The 17,398-nt window shown below is 41.3% G+C and carries 19 protein-coding genes; 8 read left to right on the top strand and 11 right to left on the bottom strand.

Features of this window, described 5'->3' with window-relative positions:
- Positions 1–34: 34 nt before the first annotated feature.
- The 5 genes from M886_RS09290 to dph5 all read right to left on the bottom strand — a co-directional run bounded on the left by M886_RS09290 (position 35) and on the right by dph5 (position 3,782).
- Positions 35–706, bottom strand: a complete 672-nt coding sequence (locus tag M886_RS09290) for a diphthine--ammonia ligase (RefSeq protein ID WP_015412489.1) — start codon at positions 704–706, stop codon at positions 35–37.
- 132 nt (positions 707–838) lie between these two features.
- A complete protein-coding gene (locus tag M886_RS09285; protein ID WP_011034282.1) occupies positions 839–1,738 on the bottom strand; it encodes a carbohydrate kinase family protein in 900 nt (299 codons plus the stop codon).
- A gap of 266 nt (positions 1,739–2,004) precedes the next feature.
- On the bottom strand, positions 2,005–2,394 hold the full coding sequence (locus M886_RS09275) for a DUF555 domain-containing protein (RefSeq protein WP_011034281.1): 390 nt from the start codon (positions 2,392–2,394) through the stop codon (positions 2,005–2,007).
- Between the two features lie 241 nt (positions 2,395–2,635).
- Positions 2,636–2,917 (bottom strand): DUF357 domain-containing protein, encoded by a 282-nt coding sequence (locus M886_RS09270; RefSeq protein WP_011034280.1) that lies wholly within the window; start codon positions 2,915–2,917, stop codon positions 2,636–2,638.
- A 64-nt stretch (positions 2,918–2,981) separates the two neighbouring features.
- Complete coding sequence (dph5, locus tag M886_RS09265) at positions 2,982–3,782, bottom strand: diphthine synthase (RefSeq protein WP_011034279.1); 801 nt, start codon at positions 3,780–3,782, stop codon at positions 2,982–2,984.
- A 67-nt stretch (positions 3,783–3,849) separates the two neighbouring features.
- On the opposite strand from dph5, the gene M886_RS09260 reads away from it, so the two are divergent.
- Positions 3,850–4,188 carry a glutaredoxin family protein gene (locus M886_RS09260; protein ID WP_011034278.1) on the top strand — a complete coding sequence of 113 codons (339 nt, stop codon included), beginning with the start codon at positions 3,850–3,852 and terminating at the stop codon, positions 4,186–4,188.
- Positions 4,189–4,241: 53 nt separating this feature from the next.
- Positions 4,242–5,159, top strand: coding sequence for a thioredoxin-disulfide reductase (gene trxB, locus M886_RS09255; protein WP_048051063.1), 918 nt, complete (start codon positions 4,242–4,244; stop codon positions 5,157–5,159).
- A 415-nt stretch (positions 5,160–5,574) separates the two neighbouring features.
- Here trxB and M886_RS09250 read toward each other — a convergent pair whose 3' ends face one another.
- Positions 5,575–5,856 (bottom strand): MarR family transcriptional regulator, encoded by a 282-nt coding sequence (locus M886_RS09250; RefSeq protein WP_011034276.1) that lies wholly within the window; start codon positions 5,854–5,856, stop codon positions 5,575–5,577.
- Positions 5,857–6,102: 246 nt separating this feature from the next.
- On the opposite strand from M886_RS09250, the gene M886_RS09245 reads away from it, so the two are divergent.
- The 3 genes from M886_RS09245 (at position 6,103) to M886_RS09240 (ending at position 8,463) form a co-directional block, all read left to right on the top strand.
- Positions 6,103–6,615: a response regulator gene (locus tag M886_RS09245; RefSeq protein ID WP_048051062.1), complete on the top strand. Its 513-nt coding sequence runs from the start codon at positions 6,103–6,105 to the stop codon at positions 6,613–6,615.
- Between the two features lie 482 nt (positions 6,616–7,097).
- Positions 7,098–7,259, top strand: a complete 162-nt coding sequence (locus tag M886_RS18650; protein WP_160173163.1) for a hypothetical protein — start codon at positions 7,098–7,100, stop codon at positions 7,257–7,259.
- Between the two features lie 325 nt (positions 7,260–7,584).
- Positions 7,585–8,463, top strand: coding sequence for a tetratricopeptide repeat protein (locus M886_RS09240; protein ID WP_011034274.1), 879 nt, complete (start codon positions 7,585–7,587; stop codon positions 8,461–8,463).
- A 317-nt stretch (positions 8,464–8,780) separates the two neighbouring features.
- Here the strand turns inward: M886_RS09240 and M886_RS09235 are convergent, their stop codons facing one another.
- Complete coding sequence (locus tag M886_RS09235) at positions 8,781–9,587, bottom strand: HAD family hydrolase (RefSeq protein ID WP_230670570.1); 807 nt, start codon at positions 9,585–9,587, stop codon at positions 8,781–8,783.
- A gap of 238 nt (positions 9,588–9,825) precedes the next feature.
- On the opposite strand from M886_RS09235, the gene M886_RS09230 reads away from it, so the two are divergent.
- A complete protein-coding gene (locus tag M886_RS09230; protein WP_015412484.1) occupies positions 9,826–11,022 on the top strand; it encodes a tetratricopeptide repeat protein in 1,197 nt (398 codons plus the stop codon).
- Positions 11,023–11,384: 362 nt separating this feature from the next.
- Entirely contained in the window at positions 11,385–12,290 is a 906-nt protein-coding gene (locus M886_RS09225; RefSeq protein ID WP_011034271.1) for an ATP-grasp domain-containing protein, read from the top strand.
- Positions 12,291–12,414: 124 nt separating this feature from the next.
- Here the strand turns inward: M886_RS09225 and M886_RS09220 are convergent, their stop codons facing one another.
- From M886_RS09220 to M886_RS09205, 4 genes are all read right to left on the bottom strand, one after another.
- Positions 12,415–13,254 (bottom strand): class I SAM-dependent methyltransferase, encoded by an 840-nt coding sequence (locus M886_RS09220; protein ID WP_048051061.1) that lies wholly within the window; start codon positions 13,252–13,254, stop codon positions 12,415–12,417.
- A 311-nt stretch (positions 13,255–13,565) separates the two neighbouring features.
- Positions 13,566–14,069 (bottom strand): cupredoxin domain-containing protein, encoded by a 504-nt coding sequence (locus tag M886_RS09215; protein WP_048051060.1) that lies wholly within the window; start codon positions 14,067–14,069, stop codon positions 13,566–13,568.
- 136 nt (positions 14,070–14,205) lie between these two features.
- Positions 14,206–14,661 (bottom strand): cupredoxin domain-containing protein, encoded by a 456-nt coding sequence (locus M886_RS09210; protein ID WP_048051059.1) that lies wholly within the window; start codon positions 14,659–14,661, stop codon positions 14,206–14,208.
- A gap of 668 nt (positions 14,662–15,329) precedes the next feature.
- A complete protein-coding gene (locus tag M886_RS09205; protein ID WP_048051058.1) occupies positions 15,330–15,776 on the bottom strand; it encodes a hypothetical protein in 447 nt (148 codons plus the stop codon).
- 251 nt (positions 15,777–16,027) lie between these two features.
- Between M886_RS09205 and M886_RS09200 the strand changes: the two genes are divergently transcribed.
- The gene (locus M886_RS09200) at positions 16,028–17,392 is read left to right on the top strand and encodes an NAD-dependent succinate-semialdehyde dehydrogenase (protein ID WP_048051057.1); all 1,365 of its coding nucleotides are present in this window, start codon (positions 16,028–16,030) and stop codon (positions 17,390–17,392) included.
- Positions 17,393–17,398: the final 6 nt, after the last annotated feature.

Below are 17,398 nucleotides of genomic sequence, written 5' to 3'. Positions count from 1 at the left end.
TCCTGTTTTCACAGGATTGTTGACTGCCTGGAAATCAGTTTTTATCGACGAGTCGTGCGTCCAGAATCTTTAAAGTGCCGGTGTCGCCTTCCCATTCAATTTCGCTTTTTACTATTTCTATGCGCTTTTTAAAGAAAGGAGCATCAAGGACAACAGTTTCATATTCTCCTCCTTCCCCTGCCATATGGACCATACGCCTGCGGTTGAGAGCTTTGAGGCTTTCGATGGAATTAACATTAATAGGGCGCCCAAGCCAGGACTTATCAAGACCGTCGGCTGCGACCCTTACAATCCTGATATCAAGAACTTTTGACATCTCATTAAGGAGCTCTTCGGGATCCCTGTGCCAGAGTGGGGCATAGACCTTGAGCCCCAGGGAATCGCAGATCTTCTGAACCCTGCTTGCCTGGTACTGAGACTCTATAGCACCTACAGACACCCCATCGACATTCACTTTCCTGAGGGCAAGGGTAAGGTCGTCCAGTTCGAGTTCTTTGATTCCGCTGGACTGCTGCTGTATCAGCGGGATTTCACTGGCGGCAGAAATCAGTTCTACCATGTGAAGGTTAATTGAGTGGTACATGTATGAGTCGTCCCTTGCCGGGATAATATTTATGAGGTGGGTGACCTCATGCCCTTCATCAAGGGCTTTTTGGATAGCAAAGATCGAGTCCTTGCCGCCAGAGACCAGTGCTGCGAGTTTCATCTGCATCCTCTTCCGTGGTTTTATTCTCTTTGTACTTCCAGGTTATAATCCGCGAGTTATAATGTGTGGATCATTATAATATTTTATATGTCTTTCCTTTCTCAGCAGCCCGCTCCAATTATTTTTGCGAACTTAAATTTCTGCTCCCAGATTTCCAAAACTGGCTTCGTAGCGGGACTTCATTTCTTCCCATGTCGGAAGACTGGTCTGGCAACCCCTTGACTGTACGGCAAAAGAAGCCACTGTTGACCCGATTTTTCCACAGGTTGGAAGGGAATACTCTCTTGTGTATGCAAGCAGAAAACCTGCCCTGTAGGCGTCTCCTGCTCCTGTAGGGTCCAAAGCCTTTACAGAAACTACAGGGATTGACCACTGGTCACCGCCCCTGTAGATTATGCTGCCTTCGGCATCATAAGTGACAACAATGACATCAATCATATCCCTGAGTTCGGAAAAACTCTTTCCGGTCATCTCTGAGACCCTTTTGATTTCATGCTTGTTTGCAAAAAGAATGTCAGTGTGGGCGAGAATTGTCTCAAGATTTTCTTTTGAATAAGTGACAAGGTCCTGTCCCGGGTCGAAGGATACAAAACCTGCAATCTGCGCTATTTTTGCATTATAGACACAGTCCGCTGTTGCAAGATGAACAAAATCCACAGGTTCAGGTTCCAGCTCTTTGAATTTTGAGGAAGCTCCCCAGTAAAAATATGTGGTCTGGTTATCTTCCCTGTCCGTAAAAATGAAAGCCTTGGAGATTTTTCTGTCTTCAATAGTATAAAGGCGGGAAAGATCAACATATGCCTCTTTAAGAAGCTTTTCATACCCCGAGCTTGAAAAGTCCGTACCTACAGGAGATATCAGCTGGCTTTTTCCTCCCAGCTTTGCAATCGCAACTGCGATATTTGCAGCCCCTCCCCCGGGGTATTCTTCATAGTCAATTACAGGGGAAGACTCATTTTTTCCTGCGATATTTTCGACATCTACGATATAATCAAGAGCAGTATGCCCCACAACGGAGATAATTCTGTCCATGCAGTTTCCTCTTTTTCAGGTCTGGGAGAAGCCCGGAAATTTTTTAGGATTGGGATATATTCTAAAAAGACAAATAAAGTAAAAACTCAGAAAAAGATAAAATTACTGATTTTATCCTTTTCTGCCGTGGCAGATATCAGGACAGATTTTATTCAGCCAGAGGTTTAATTGATCCCTGGCTACGCAAAGCTGCCTGCATAATAAGAAGTCGTACAGGTACACCTTCCTCTGCCGCGGCACATCACACATAAAGGAAGGAAGCCTGTTTATTTGTTTGCCTTGCCTTTTTGCTGCTGTTCACCTTTTTCGACTGACCGTTCAAATTCCGTAACTTCGACAACTGTCAACGGAACATCGCGGAGAGACTTCCCTATGACGGATTTTGCAATCCTTTCTGCATGTTCTGCAGATTCGGCATCAAAAACCTTCATTTCGAAAATAAGCCCTACAAGTGCTGTGTTTGCTGCTATAAAAACACTGCTAAAAGGCTCACCGCATACCGGGCAGGATGTGGTTCCCACATCTACCTCTACAAAATCGAGTTTGGGGTTCAGGCGCTTTCCAGCCTCGGAAATTGCAACCCCTATCGCATCATCAGCCGTTTTTACATCTCTAACCAACCAAGCTGCTTCAAGTACCACATGAAAGTTCTTCATAATTGTCCACCGTAATTATAGTATACGTTTTTAACTATCCCGGAATAGGGAAAAATATTGAAATCTAAAGAATAGAGTAAAGTATGTTAATTATTCTGGCTTCGAATACGTGTTTGTATTTATAAGTTTTACGTATTATATGGTTTTTCAGTTTAATCTTTTGGATTTTTAATTTGAATTATAGTTTTAATTTTCTGTAATTTATAGTTTTAATTTTCTGTAATAAGTCTCAGTGCCTTATTTATATTGTAAAAAGGGTTTCATCATCCACCGCGAAAACCCCGAGTTTTGCTCCTGCATCGAGCCAGGCATGCCCGTAACTGAAGGAAGCGAGGGCATTTACAGGATCCCCGTTTTCAAGAAAGTAGATTCCATCTTTATAGTAAGCTTCTGCCATTGTATAGTAATCCTTTGCTACCTCATGCATATGGGAGTTCGGGATCGGAGCATACTTTGCTTTTTGCAGTGCTCTTTTTAACATATCTTCGTACCGGTTAACCTTTTCATTCAAATCGGCAGGCATTTTGACCACCAGAAAGTGTATACAGTAATTCAGCTATTCTTTGCTCAACAGATTTTTTTCAGTTTCATTCAATGTTTTCCATGATTTCTTCAGGCCCATCCGCAAGTTTCACAAGGGCTTCAGCTTCCAGAAAATGCAGTTTTCCCGGAACCACAAGGATGTGAAGAGGCTTTCCAAAATCAAAACCTTTCAGGTCCTCTGCGTAACCAGCTTTTACTACAGGCTTTTCCGAGCCTGCCCTTGCTATTCCCACAGCAACAGCCCTATCCATCACTCCTTCCCCCCTTTTACTTTCAACTTCAAGGAGAAGCTTAAGGGCGATGTTAACGGACATAAATCCCTTATCTTTATCGATATCCAGAAAAACAAGAGTATGAAGCCCGAATGAAGAATTTTGCTTTATGGTATCATAAGGGGTTTCAGAAATTACTTTCGTCCCTCGCCTGCTTTCATAAGGATAGGGAATGCTTGCAGACTTCCCAAACCGGTAGTTCTGTAGCCCTGTTAGCCCTGAAACAGCTGATGTGATGGACGCCCCGTGGATCAGACGGGTCTCTATCCCGAGCTTTTCAGCTCTGAGGCGCAGGTCAACATGTGTTGTGGAGACCATTGTATCTCCACCGGTGAGGAAAGCTACTTTTTTGTCTCTGGCATTATCAAGCCAGTCAGGGTGCTGTTCCACATCTTCCCTTGAGAGTAAATGAACCTTCTTTCCGTAGAGCTTTTCCATTTTCTCAGGGTTTGTCCCCATGAGACAGGATGTGTAAAACTCAGCGTATACCAGGTCAGCTTCCTTAACAGCTTCAAGTCCTTTTAAGGAGATATCGTATTCATCAAAAAGGCCCAGCCCTATAAATGTGAGCATAACCCGCTTTAGGAGCTTATTGGTTTAAAGCTTTTGGCGCCACGGCTTATCCGGGGAGTCTTCAGCTTTGTTTTTAGAATTACAGATTCGCTCAACGTATTTATATCTAGAAATTAATAATAGAAATGGGAATTACAATCTTAGTTTTTGGAGGTATCTTTCTACGGTAAAGGTTACACTTATTCATGCCACCTGGTGTACTGCCTGCCCAGCGACGCGTCGGTTCTGGAACGACCTTAAATCAAAATATGATTTTGAGTATGAGGAAATTGATGTAGAAAGCCAGGAAGGACAGGCCCTAATTGATAAATACGGCATAGTTGGCGTTCCTACAACTCTTATAGACGGGGAACCTGCTTTTACAGGGCTTCCTAAAAAAGCCGAGGCAATAGCCCGTATTACATGAAAGCAGATTAAAATTTACTTTTTGAACACATTTCTATTTTCTGGAGGTTATATATGTACGACCTGATTATTATAGGAGGGGGACCTGCGGGACTTACTGCAGGGATTTACGCTGTGCGTTATGGACTTGATACCCTTATTCTGGAGAGAAATGAGATCAGCGGCCAGATCTCAATGGCGGATATTGTGGAGAACTACCCCGGTTTTCCATCGATTTCGGGGCTTGAACTCATGGAAAGATTTAGAACACATGCTCAGGAGGTAGGGGTAAAAACCACAATTACAGAGGTTCTTTCAGTCAGGTCTGAAGGAACAAAGAAAATTATTACAACGGACAGTGGGGACCTCGAGGCAAAAGCCGTAATAATTGCCACAGGCGCAAATCCAAAACACCTTGGCGTTCCGGGAGAGAAAGAGCTGATCAGTAAGGGAGTCTCCTACTGTGCGATATGTGACGGGCCTTTTTTCAGAAACAAAATTGTAGCCGTCGTAGGAGGTGGCAACTCCGCTGTTACAGATGCTCTTTTCCTGTCAAAAGTTGCCCAGAAGGTATATCTTGTCCACAGGCGGGACCATTTGAAAGCTGTCAGGGTCCTTCAGGACAGGGTTGACGGAACTCCAAATATCGAGTTAATACTCAATTCGCACGTCCTGGAAATAGTTGGGACCAGGGAAGGAATTAAAAAAGTCGAAAAAATTATCCTGGAAGATGTTAACAGTAGAGAAACCCGTGAGCTTTCTACCAATGGCGTTTTTATCTATGTAGGAATCCACCCGAATACCGAATTCGTGGATGTTGAAAAAGATGAAGGAGGCTTCATCAAAACAGACCGCTGGATGGAAACCTCAGAGAAAGGGATTTATGCAGCAGGAGATTGTCGTGATACTCCCATCTGGCAACTTGTAACAGCGGTAAGAGATGGGGCAATTGCAGCCACAGCCGCATATGAATACATTGAGAAAATTAGATGAAAAACGCTCATGATATTCTTGAAATAACATGCCCAAAAAATGAAAGTATCTGGAAGCACTTTCATGCCAAATGTAGAAGAATAAGAAAAGTATTGTAAAAAATGACCAGGGCAGGAGGACGATAAAGAAAGCTCGCCTCAAAAGTAAATCCAGAACGAACACTAATCCGAATGAACACTATACAAAGTGAACACTATACAAAAGTGAACACTAATCCGAATGAACACTATCTAAAGTAAGCACTATCCAAAGTAAGGTAAGCACTATCCAAAGTAAGCACTATACAAAGTGAACACTATACAAAGTGAACACTATACAAAGTGAACACTATACAAAGTGAACACTATTTTTGCAAACTAGAAAAGGACAGAAAATCTTGCTGTCCTGGTTCAGACGTCAGGGATCTATTTCAGGTTTATTCCAGCATCTGATTGATTTTATTGTAAAAATCTATAATCAATTTTGTCGCGTCGCTTTCCATGTTCAGCTGGAAGGTCCGGATCTGCTTGCCGAGAGGTTTTTCTATTACGATACCCGACTCTATTAGAGGGGTAATTACTCTTGACACGCTGGAGTGCGACAGGCCTGTTTCTTCTGCTATTCCAGATAAATACGTTGATTCATTCTGGTGCTCGATGAGGTTTTTAAGGACGGTCATCTGTGCAGTCTTTCCAAAAATCTTTTCAAGTGGATCCATTGTTATCATCTCAGAGGTGGCTGTTCTCCGTAAGTGATTCTTATTTCCAATATTAACTTGCTATTTATGGCTATAAACTTATCTCCCAATTGGGTGATCAGGCGATTCATATGAAATCCTCTAAATATTTGGATAACTCCGCTTCCCCTCGAATTACTGTGTATATTTTTAGATACGCTCTTCGTTTTAAAATTTGAGAAATGTTTAATAACTAAGAAAATATATACTGTATGAGGTGGAGGGAAAATGTATAACAATACTCTTAACCATGAAATATTAAAACTTATAAAAGAACAGCCAGAAATAAGCGAGAAGAATATTGCACGTACGCTTTCAATTACGGAAGATGCGGTAAAAGCCCGGCTTGCAGACCTGAGGGACGTCAGGGATAAAATCCTGATAATGGGTAATGGGCACAATAACTACCATAACCTCAGAAACGAGCTGGAAGCTGAAAATTACAATGTCGTTAATGTCTCAGATGCCTTATTAGCCCTTGAAACCGTAAAAGAAGAGAGACCTGACATTGTACTTCTTGATACAGCTTCCCTTAATGCAGACGGTTTTGAGATTTGCAGGCAGCTTAAGGCTAATCCGAAATGCTGGTGGATTCCTGTTATGGTCCTGAGTGAAAGAAATAAAGCAGAAGACAGCATTAAAGCCTTCAAGTCCGGAGCCGATGACTTTATTTCCACACCGTTCAATACTCTGGAACTGAGAGCCAGAGTTGGAATGGTTTTGAGACGTAGCCGTATTTAAATCCTGAAAATGGTTTATTATCGAGAATCGGTGATAATCCTGCAAACTATCTAGATTGAAAAAGGCGAAATCTCCTTTCTTTCCCTTTTCAGACCTGATAGAGTTAATAAAAAATTAAGATTGGGATATTGGATTTCATATGGACATCTTAAGAATATAATTTATTCACTTCTTAAGATGCCTCTCAAATAAATACCCGATGAATAAGTCTTTACATCCATATTATCAATTAAGATAAATATATGCTTGAGTAGATCAGATAAATTTTAATTAGACAGATTATTGAATATACAGCACATAGTTTACAATTATTTTAATGAAGATTACTTTTTGCAAATTCTATATTATGAATTTTTAAGCCTATCTGTGTTTTAAAATCATAGAATTATTAAAATCGGGATTTTCCGGCCAGAGCCAGACTAGCTGTTAAAAATGTATTTATGCCGCCAAAATTAAATAGGGAATTAAGTTTTCCTGGAGATATGCCGCAACCTCAGGATATGGTGAAGGCAATAACAGCTTTTGAAGCCAGGAGTAAAAATTGTCTGTTTTTCAGAGAAATCTGCGCAACCTTAACAGGGATTTCAGAAAAAGCTTTCTGGGAAAAAATAGGGCTTGCTTTTGCACAAAAAAAAGGAATATAGAGAGCCAACTGGAAATTTATATTAATAAGAGAATATAACATTTATTAAGTTAATGATTAAATATTACAATTTTGCTAAAAATAGACTAGACACGAAATCAGGACTGGGGAACTCTATTTTTAAAATGAAACTGTATATGAATAATTCAAAATGTTTAAAAAAGGATACATCATAAGCTATTATGGATTACTATTAATTTATCCTTATTTTAGGTAAGGAATTGAAGTACAAAATGCATTTAACGCTCTGAAAGCATATAATATTGTTGTTCAAAGTGATGTGTGGTAAACGGTGGAAAATGTAGTCAAAAAAGGTGTGGTGAGTTATGACTTCGAACGAATGGTATAATAAAGGCATTGCACTCCAAGAATTAAAAAGGTACGGTGAAGCTCTGGATGCATTCGATAAGGCTCTGGAAATAAGCCCTGACAACGCAAAAATTTTGTTCAGCAAAGGAATTGCTCTTAAGAACCTGATGAAATACGAAGAAGCTCTTCAAACTTTTGACAGGTCTCTTGAGATCAACCCTGCTGATGCCAGAGTCTGGTGTTTCAAAGCTGAAATTCTTCTTGGCCTTATGCAGTATGAAGAGTCTCTTGACTCATTTTATAAGGCCGCAACTCTTGCTCCGGAAGACCCTGAGGTATGGTATAGAAGAGGGATGGCACTCAGGGAGATGAGAGCATATGAAGACGCGATGGATGACCTCGAAAAATCCATCCAGATCTATTCAAAGAAATATGACATTAACTCAATGAGTGCAAGCGAGTGGTGTAAAAAAGGCATGGGGCTTTGCAAAATAAAGAGCTACAATGAAGCCCTTGATGCGTTTAACAGGGCACTTGAGTTAAACCCGAGTAATGGGAAAGCTCTGTACAACAAAGGAATAGTTTTGCGCTGGCTCGGAAAAACCGATGAAGCGAAATTGTATATAGAAAAAGCAGTCGAGATTTTTGATAACAAAATTAAAGCAAATCCTGAAAATTCAAGGTTCTGGTATAACAAAGGAATTGCCCTGAGAGACCTGGAAAAATATAAAGAAGCACTTGATGCTTTTGAAAGAGCAATAGAAATCAACCCGAGCTTTACGAAAGCCTGGATTGGTAAAGGAATAGTATATGACAGGGTTAAAAAACACCAGAAAGCGATGGAAGCATACGAAAGGGCAGTAGACATAAATCCAATATATTCAGACCTTATTTAAGCAGCCTTGCCAGTGGAGAGTCCTCCCAGAGAAACTGTGGGAGAGACAGAAAGCCGTTGACCGAAAAACAAATTCAAGTAACAGGTATAACGGCTAAAATCATCTTTTATTTAATTGCCTTTCTGCTTATTTAATTGCCTTTCTGCGAAAGTATCTTTTTTAGAATATCATTCTCAGAAATATGTTCTAAATATTTCTGAGAAATTCTTGAAACTCCCTTCAAGAAGTTTTTAAAATATTATTCTAAGAAATGCTTTTCCTTTCAAAACCATTTTATTTGGTTTCTGCTTTACTTTTACTGTTTATCCTTCGATATTTTAATGCCTGTTAAGTCCGTTTTTGCCTGGAGGATCTGTTTCAACCTGAGACCTATTAAATATATAGATACATTTCATCAGGTCCTGAAATACATTTAGCTGGAAGTCAAAACACCTTTCCGTTTCTTCTGCTTGCCTCCAGTCTCCGTATGAAGCATAAGCAGTTTTCAGGCCCAATCTGCGAGCAGGAGCCATGTCCCTTTTTATGCTATCGCCAACTACGAGACTTTCTTCAGGCTTTATCCCGAGAGCATCAAGAGCAAAGAGAAAATGGGCAGGGTCCGGTTTCTTTGTGCCTGTCATATCTGCAGATACGAGAAGGTCAAAACAATCAAGAAGGTCTACTTTTGCAAGCCTTGCACGAGCGTGGGGCCTGTCGGCATCTGTTATAATTACAAGCCTGAAACCAAGTTTCTTCAATTCCTCAAGTGTGTCCCTTACTCCTGGATACAGTTCGAGGTTTTCCAGTTTTTCTCTTTCATAAATCTCACAGCAATCCCTATACCCCTGATCTGTGAAAAGATTTCTCTCCTGCATGTAGTCCCTTATGTTTTCATAATCTTCAAACCCGTACGCCCCCCTGAGAAAATAACTGAAAAGTTCCCCGGGATCTGCCTTAAAATCCCTGTCCTCGCCCCCAAGGTAGGAAAGAATCTCCCTGCAAGCGATAAGTTTCACGGCTACGAAATCAAAAAGAGTATTATCCATATCAAAGAGAATAGCTTTCAGAGCTTTCTGATGGGTCTGGTGCACATTCATTCGAATGATTTCTTGACTTTCACATATCTGTTTCATTTTTCGTGGCATATTTCTTCGAATTAAATATTTTTAAAATGTATTTTATGTTTTCCGGATTTTTCAGATCTTTTTCTCATTCCTTTTTCCTTTTACGTACATTTCAGACTACTTTTTAGGGAGAGGCTATAAAAGCCATAAAGGACAGATGTATAGATCATAAAGAACAATAGACTTAAGTAGGTAACGAACACGAATAGCCAGAAAATTGTGGGTTTTAATTTTAAAGGGTATTAAAGGAAATTTTGATATGAATCCTGAAGAACCAAAAGACAAACCCTTCTCAGAAGAAGGAAAAGAAGAAAAAGCTGACACCGTAGAGGGATCGGCTTCCGGGGATATGTATGTTCTGGACGACTCGGGGAGTGTGACAAACGAGGAAGTCAGCAATGAAATTCTTGCAGCCGAGCTTAATGAGTGCGGGCTTGACCTTCTCAGGCTTGGAAAGTATAACGAAGCAATAATTGCATTTGAAAAAGCAATTGACAAAGACCCGGGGAATATTTATCTATTAAATAATAAGGCAGCAGCTCTTGAAAGTCTGGGAAGGTTTGAGGAAGCACTTAAACTATACCAGGAAGCTGTTAAGATCAATTCCGAAGATGCGGATCTCTGGAATAATATGGCTTTTTCTTACTCCCAGATAGGAGAATACGAGAAAGCAGTTGAAGCTTACGGAAAAGCCCTTGATCTGAAGCCTGACTATCCAAACGCATGGTATGGAAAAGCCCTTAATCTCAGCCAGGCAGGAAGATATGAAGAAGCTGTTGATGCCTATGATATAGTCCTGAAAGAAAACTCTAATTATAAGGAAGCATGGGCAGGAAAGGGCATAGCTCTCGGACAGATGGGAAACTACGATGAAGCTATAATTGCATACGATAAAGCCCTTGAAATCGACCCTGAATTCCTTGAAGCCTGGTATTACAAGGGAGTGGATCTTGACAGCCTTGGCAGTTTCAAGCAGGCTCTAAAAGCCTATGAAAAAGCCGTGGAAATCGACCCTGAAAATGACGACGCCTGGAACAATATGGGCATTGACCTGGAAAACCTGGAAAGGTATGACGAAGCAATTAACGCTTTCGAAAAAGCAATCGAAATAAATTCCGAAAATTCGGATGTCTGGTATAATAAAGGTTTTACTCTCAGCCAGGTACAGAGATTCGATGAAGCTGTCGAAGCCTACAGGAAAGCTGTACAGCTTGATCCCGAATACCTGGAAGCCTACTCCAGTCTGGGTTTTGTCCTGGCTCAGCTCAAACGCTTTGAAGAAGCCCTGGATATCTATGAAAAAGCTCTTAAACTTGACCCTGAAGCTGCAGACTCCTGGTTTGGAAAAGCTGTCTGCCTGAGTTACCTGGGGAGAGAAGAAGAAGCTGAAGATGCGTACAGAAAAGCCGTTGAAATTGACCCCAGATATGCTGAAATCGGAGGGGACATACAGTAAGCCGGAGAGATATTCTCTTTCCGGACCTTATTTTCGGACCTTGCAAGTAATTTTCCTTTATTATTTCTTATCCTTTACTCCTTCATTTTTCTTACTCTTTTTCCTCTTATTGTTCTTTCACTCTAATTTCTATGTATTCCCAAAACATTTAACAAACTGGAAAAACAGAGATATAGGCTAAAAAAATTAGAAGAATAAGCTAAAAAAATTAGAGAAATAGGCTAAAAAATTAGAAGAATAGAAAGGCAGGAAATCAGTAATTCAAAAGAAAAGAACAGCTCTATATGCTGGAAACGTTTTTTAGATAATCGAATGTCTTTTTTTAAATTTAAAGACACTTTTGGGAAAGAGCGGATGAAAGGATGAAAGGATGGATTCTTTATAAGAGCACGGCTGCCGAACTCAAAAATGACCTGTACGAAATTAACCGCTTCATTAAGGTTGCGGATGAAAAAAGAATAGAGCTCCGGGTTGTAAAACCTGACCAGTTCGACCTGATAGTAACAAGGGATGACAGGAAAAGCATACTCCTCGACGGAGAAATTGTCCCCCTTCCTGACTTCCTCCTCCCGAGAATGGGAGCAGGTACAACCTACTTTGCGCTTGCGGTCATCCGCCATCTCGAACGCCTGGGGGTCTGTGTCATTAATTCATCGCAGAGCATTGACACAGTCAGGGACAAGCTTTATTCCCAGCAGATCCTTGCAGAAAGAGGAATTTCCTACCCCAATACAATGTTTGCCAAAAACCCTGTAAATATAAGCCTGGTTGAAAAATACCTTGGATTTCCTCTCATAGTAAAAGCTCTCTCAGGCTCTATGGGAAAAGGAATCTTCCTTTCAGAAAACCACGATAATTTCCGTGACCTGATGGAACTGATCCACATAACCAACCCCAGTGCAAACATAATCCTCCAGGAATTCATTAAATCCAGCCTGGGAAGGGACCTCCGTGTCCTCGTAATTGGGGGAAGGGCAGTTGCCTGCATGGAACGCATAGCTCCTGCTGGCAGTTTCAAGTCCAACTACTCCAGAGGCGGAACAGTACGAAAATTCGACATGACGCCTGAAGTAGAGGAGCTGGCAACCGAGACTGCACGCACCTTCGGGCTGGACATAGCCGGCATCGACCTCTTATTCGACGGCGACCATTTCAAGGTTTGTGAGGCTAATTCTTCCCCGGGCTTTGAAGGGCTTGAAAAATGCTGTGGAATTAATGTTGCAGGGATGATTTACGATTTTATCAGGAAAAAGGTGGATGAGAGATAAAATATGGATGAAAATTTTTTATTCATCTTTTCCCATTTCTTCAAAATAAAGTGATGATTAAGCCATTTGCTTAGAAGCTGTACCAAGAAAAAATGCCTCCATTTTTACTGGACAATCTTTAAGTTTATATTTCCCACCACATCTTTACCCTAGTGGACCATCCCCTTTGTATAAGGTTTCCGTTATCTGGTTCAAGTATTCCTTCAAGGTAGTCCCTGAGAACGGTTTCCTGGGAATCTGAGGTAACGTTGTAGTATGATTTAAAATCCTCAACAGCTTCCTCAAAGTTTGCATACCTGTGAATGTGTTCGAAGGGAAAAACACTCACATTCGGGTAGATTTCCATGTCATACAGCACATTATAGAGAACATCGCACTTCGGAGCCGGTTGATATTCACATCCGTGAAGAGATGGCCAGAGTTTTCGTGAGTGCATATCCCAGGAGGTTTCCCCTGCGAACCAGTATAGATAAATATACTTCGAAGAGGCATCCATCATTTTCCGTATCGAAGCCCTTATGTCTTTCATGCCCAGGGAATAAGAAGCAAAAACCACGTCATAAGGAGCGGAAAGATCTGACCCTACATCGACTGCTTCCCAATCTTTGTGTACGGTATCGATGTTTTCGATTCCATATTCGTTGATATTTTCCTGCATGACATTCATCATGCCGTCCGAGGGTTCAACCGCGGTTACATGAGCCACCTGCCTCGCAATCGGAATTGCAAGTGTTCCGGGCCCGGACCCTATATCAAGAACTCTTGAATCAGGAGAGAGTTTCAGATCCTTTATTCTCTTCTCTGTTACTGTCCTTGCCTTCTCATCCTGAAACATCTTCCAGAACTGCCTGGCATTTTTCTCGCCGTGCCATATACTCGAGCAATCGACATTTCTATTTAATGCCAGTTGCTTTTCCAGAGTATCTTTCCAAACTTTGTTCCAGTCAATCCCTTGTGAGTCCATATTACAACCTCAACAGACTTTATCTTGAAATACCCAGTATTATCTTGGAATGCTAAGTAATACAAAAATAACAATAAATATTAACATACACGCATTACTAAAATATAAAGTAATATCCTACGATAGATGTTCAGTTCGATATCGGTTCTCTATTGCCTCCGCGAACAGCCTTTAAAAAGAGTTCCTGTTAAAAACAGATATTGGGCTTAATTTTTTCAAAAATGAAGAATCCATACTGCCAGAGAGCCTTTAAGAAGCTACTCATTACCTTTTCTGCGTCACTCAGAAGCAACCTCATCTTTTTGATATTTTCATCCCTCAACAGTTACCACGCCTTCCATAGAGGGATGAATTGAGCAATAATACCTGTAAACACCTTTTTTTGTAAAAGAAAGCTCAAATGAATCTCCGTCTCTCAGTGCGCCGGATGTGAAATCAGGACCAGTCACTGTGTGGGTGATAGGATCAAGATTTGTCCACCTGACTGTATCATTGGTAGATATCGTAACCGATTCCGGATTGAAGGTAAAGTTTTCTATTTTCACCTCGACCACTCTGGCTTCGGCTTGAGTATCAGGCATTCCAACCGGGGTTTCGGAAAGGTTTTCAGGTTCTGTACGGGTCAGGTTTTCACTGGGAATCTGGTCAGATGTATTTTCAGGAGTTTCGACGGTTCCAGCTGGAAGTACCGGAGTCTCAACAGGTGTTTCAACCGGAGAAACAGATGGCTCAGGTTCTACAGCACCGTTTTCTGCACAGCCTGCGGGCAAAAGTGCCCCAAGTAGAATAATAAAAATAACATATTCTTTTCTCACTGGCTTCCCTCCAAAGGAAATGAATACTACATTATAAAAAAGTTAAAAGTTTTTATAAAAGGATCTCCTTGATGAAGTTATTGGAAAACAGGAGATTTACATCTTGCATCTTTGCAGATCATCAGCTCTAAAACTCTCACTCGTTCTCTTCTACTATTACGGTTCCCTCCATAGAAGGATGAATTTCACAGTAATACTCGTAAGTACCCGGGTCGGTAAAAAGGAACTCATATGAAGCCCCAGGATTTAGATTATTAATCCCAAAAGTGGCCCCTGTTACGGTATGAGGAGTTGAATCAAGGTTAGTCCATCTTACAGTATCACCTGTAAATATATTCACTGTAGCCGGGTCAAAGGCGTTATCCTCTATCATAACTTCAACAGTCTCTCCACTGACTGGAAGCGCGGGTGTTTCTCCCGTAGCTGCTTCATCTCTTACCGGCGTCACAACTGGTTCCGAAGTATCTTCTTCAACCGGAGTTACAGTTTCAACCGGAGTTACAGTTTCAGCTGGCTCAGTACCATCCTCTGCACATCCCACAACCAGGAGTACACTACACAAAATTAGCAAAATAACCAGTTCTTGTTTCATATTTTCCCCCATTCAAAATCAGTGCTTTCATTCAAAGTCAGTGCTATATAATTAATCATTAGATTTTATAAAAATTCCTGCGAAATTCTGAATACAGTTCCCTTTCTTACATTTTAGTACTCGATCAGGGATCTACCTGAATATAACACTGGACCAAGTTTATTTACCCAATAATCGCTTTTCAGCAATATACATAAAGAACACTTCAAAATACGGCTTTCTGGAAATGACAGAGCTTTCTGGGATCTGGGATAGAGATCGATTGAATTAACCAGGCAGAGATTTGACCAGATTGTCAGGTAGAAATATGACCAGATAATGTATGATATTTATAACAGATGGAGGTTGATCTAAAAAAGTAAAACGTTTTTAAAGGCCCTCTCGCTGAAATTAAATTCCGGACAATACCGAAATTTCAGGAGATTGCCGTTTAACTTTTTATCGGGTTAACTCCCTCACTGTTATACCTCTATTATCGCAGAAGCGGGTGAAACCTGCATGGACAATGGAGATCCTTTTTCGGCAAATCCAAACTCTTGTTTTCGTTATCTGATATTGAGACAGAGTATGATACTATCGCTATATATCTGGGAGTTCGTATATAATACCGAAGTACAGTGCAGAGGATTACGGATTAGACAGAGTCCCGGTTATTTCTTGAAGGCTGGTTACCTGTTAGGGGTTACTCTGATTACTCCTGTTCTCTCTTCTGTCACATTCTCTTCTGTAGCTTCTTCTTCAGCTGGAGTCTCGTCCTCAACCGGAGTCTCATCCTCAACCGGAGTTGCATCTTCAATTGGTTCTTCAACTGAAGTTACTGCCACAACTGGAGTTTCTTCCACAATTGCAGTCTCTTCCACAACTGGAGTTTCTTCCACAACAGGAGTTACTTCCTGAACAGCTTCAACTGGAGTTACAACTTCTTCTCCAGTTACAACTTCAACCGGAGTTTCAGCTTCAACACCTGTTACAACCTCAACTGGCGTGACCAGTTCGGTTACTCCTTCTTCAGCGGGCTCTTCTCCGGCTGGTTCTTCTTCAGTACCTTGCTCTGCGCATCCTATTGCAAGGAATACGCCTAAAAGAATTATTAAAATAAGCAATGCTTTTCTCATATTTTCCCCCCATGTAAAATTGAGTGCTTTATAATTAATATTACCGTTTTATAATTATTACTGCCTGTTTCTGAACACAGTTTCGTTATTCAGTTCAGTTTTTGCCTTCCGGATGAAATCTGAACTTATTTTAAGAACGAATATCTTGAGACAATTCAGAGTATCTTTTCCATTTTAGGACTTTATCGGTCCTTAAATTATAATACCTGAAACTCCAATATTACTAAAGGACTCTTTTTTGGGGGGAGTTTATGAAAATCAAATCCATAGATCCTTATACTGAAGAAGTAAACTGGACTTACGATGCATTATCTTTCGGGGACTGTGAGGATCAGATAGAAAAGTCCAGAGCTGCTTTCTTGAAATGGGGTTCTCTTTCGGTAAAGGAAAGAACAGCTTACATTTCACGGGTAGCTGAGATACTCAGGCAGAACAGACAAACATATGCAGGGATAATTACAAAAGAAATGGGAAAACCTGTAAGACAGTCACTTGCAGAGATAGAAAAATGCGCATGGCTGTGTGACTATTACGCAGAAAATGCAGCCGGGTTTCTGGAAGACGAGCTTGTAGAAACAGAAGCAGAAAAAAGCTATGTCACTTTTGAGCCCCTGGGAGTTATTCTCGGAATAATGCCATGGAATTTTCCTTTCTGGCAGACATTCAGATTTGCAGTGCCTACATTGATTGCAGGAAACGTGTGCCTGCTGAAGCACGCATCCAATGTGCCCAGATCGGCTCTTGAGATAGAAAAGGTTTTTACAGGCGCTGGACTTCCTCAAGATGTATTTAAGAGCCTGCTTATAGACTCCAGAACCGCCATGGAAATTATTGACGAAGATCTTGTTGACGGGGTTTCCCTTACCGGAAGTGTGCGAGCCGGGTCTGAAATTGGAGAACTTGCCGGAAGGACGATTAAACCCTGCGTTCTGGAACTTGGAGGATCTGACCCTTTTATAGTGCTTGAAGACGCAGATATAGACCGGGCTGCTGAGGTTGGAGTAAGAGCCCGTTTCATCAATACAGGGCAAAGCTGCATTGCTGCCAAAAGGTTCATTGTAGTTGAAGATGTAGTCGTGGATTTCATTGAGGCGTTCGAACTGCACATGCAGGAGTTAAAGGTCGGAGATCCCATGGACGAAGAGACCGACGTAGGGCCTGTGGCAAAAAAAGAATTTATTGACAGCCTTGAGAGAGTCCTGAAGGATGCAAAAAAGAAAGGAGCAGAACCCCGCGTCTACGGCGAAGAGCACAAAAAAGGCTTTTTCTTCAGGCCGACCATTGTGCCTGCAGCCAGCACAGACATGAAAGTCCTGAATATGGAAGTCTTCGGGCCTATTGCGCCTGTGGTTATGGCAAAGGACGAAGACGAGGCAGTAAAAATTGCAAACTCAACAGATTTCGGGCTCGGAGCCGAGATCTGGTCTGCAGACCTGAAAAGAGCCGAGCATCTGGCAAAAAGGATAAAGTCGGGTTTTGTAACCATAAATGGAAGAGTCAAGTCTGACCCAAGGCTGCCTTTCGGAGGCGTCAAAAAATCCGGAATCGGAAGGGAGCTTTCACATTACGGGCTGAAAGAATTTGTAAACATAAAAACCGTGGTTATTAATAAGTAAGAACAG

This window comes from Methanosarcina soligelidi, assembly GCF_000744315.1.
In the GTDB taxonomy this organism is placed as follows: domain Archaea; phylum Halobacteriota; class Methanosarcinia; order Methanosarcinales; family Methanosarcinaceae; genus Methanosarcina; species Methanosarcina mazei.
Note: the sequence above shows the minus strand (reverse complement) of the source record. Positions and strands in the feature narration are given on the sequence as shown.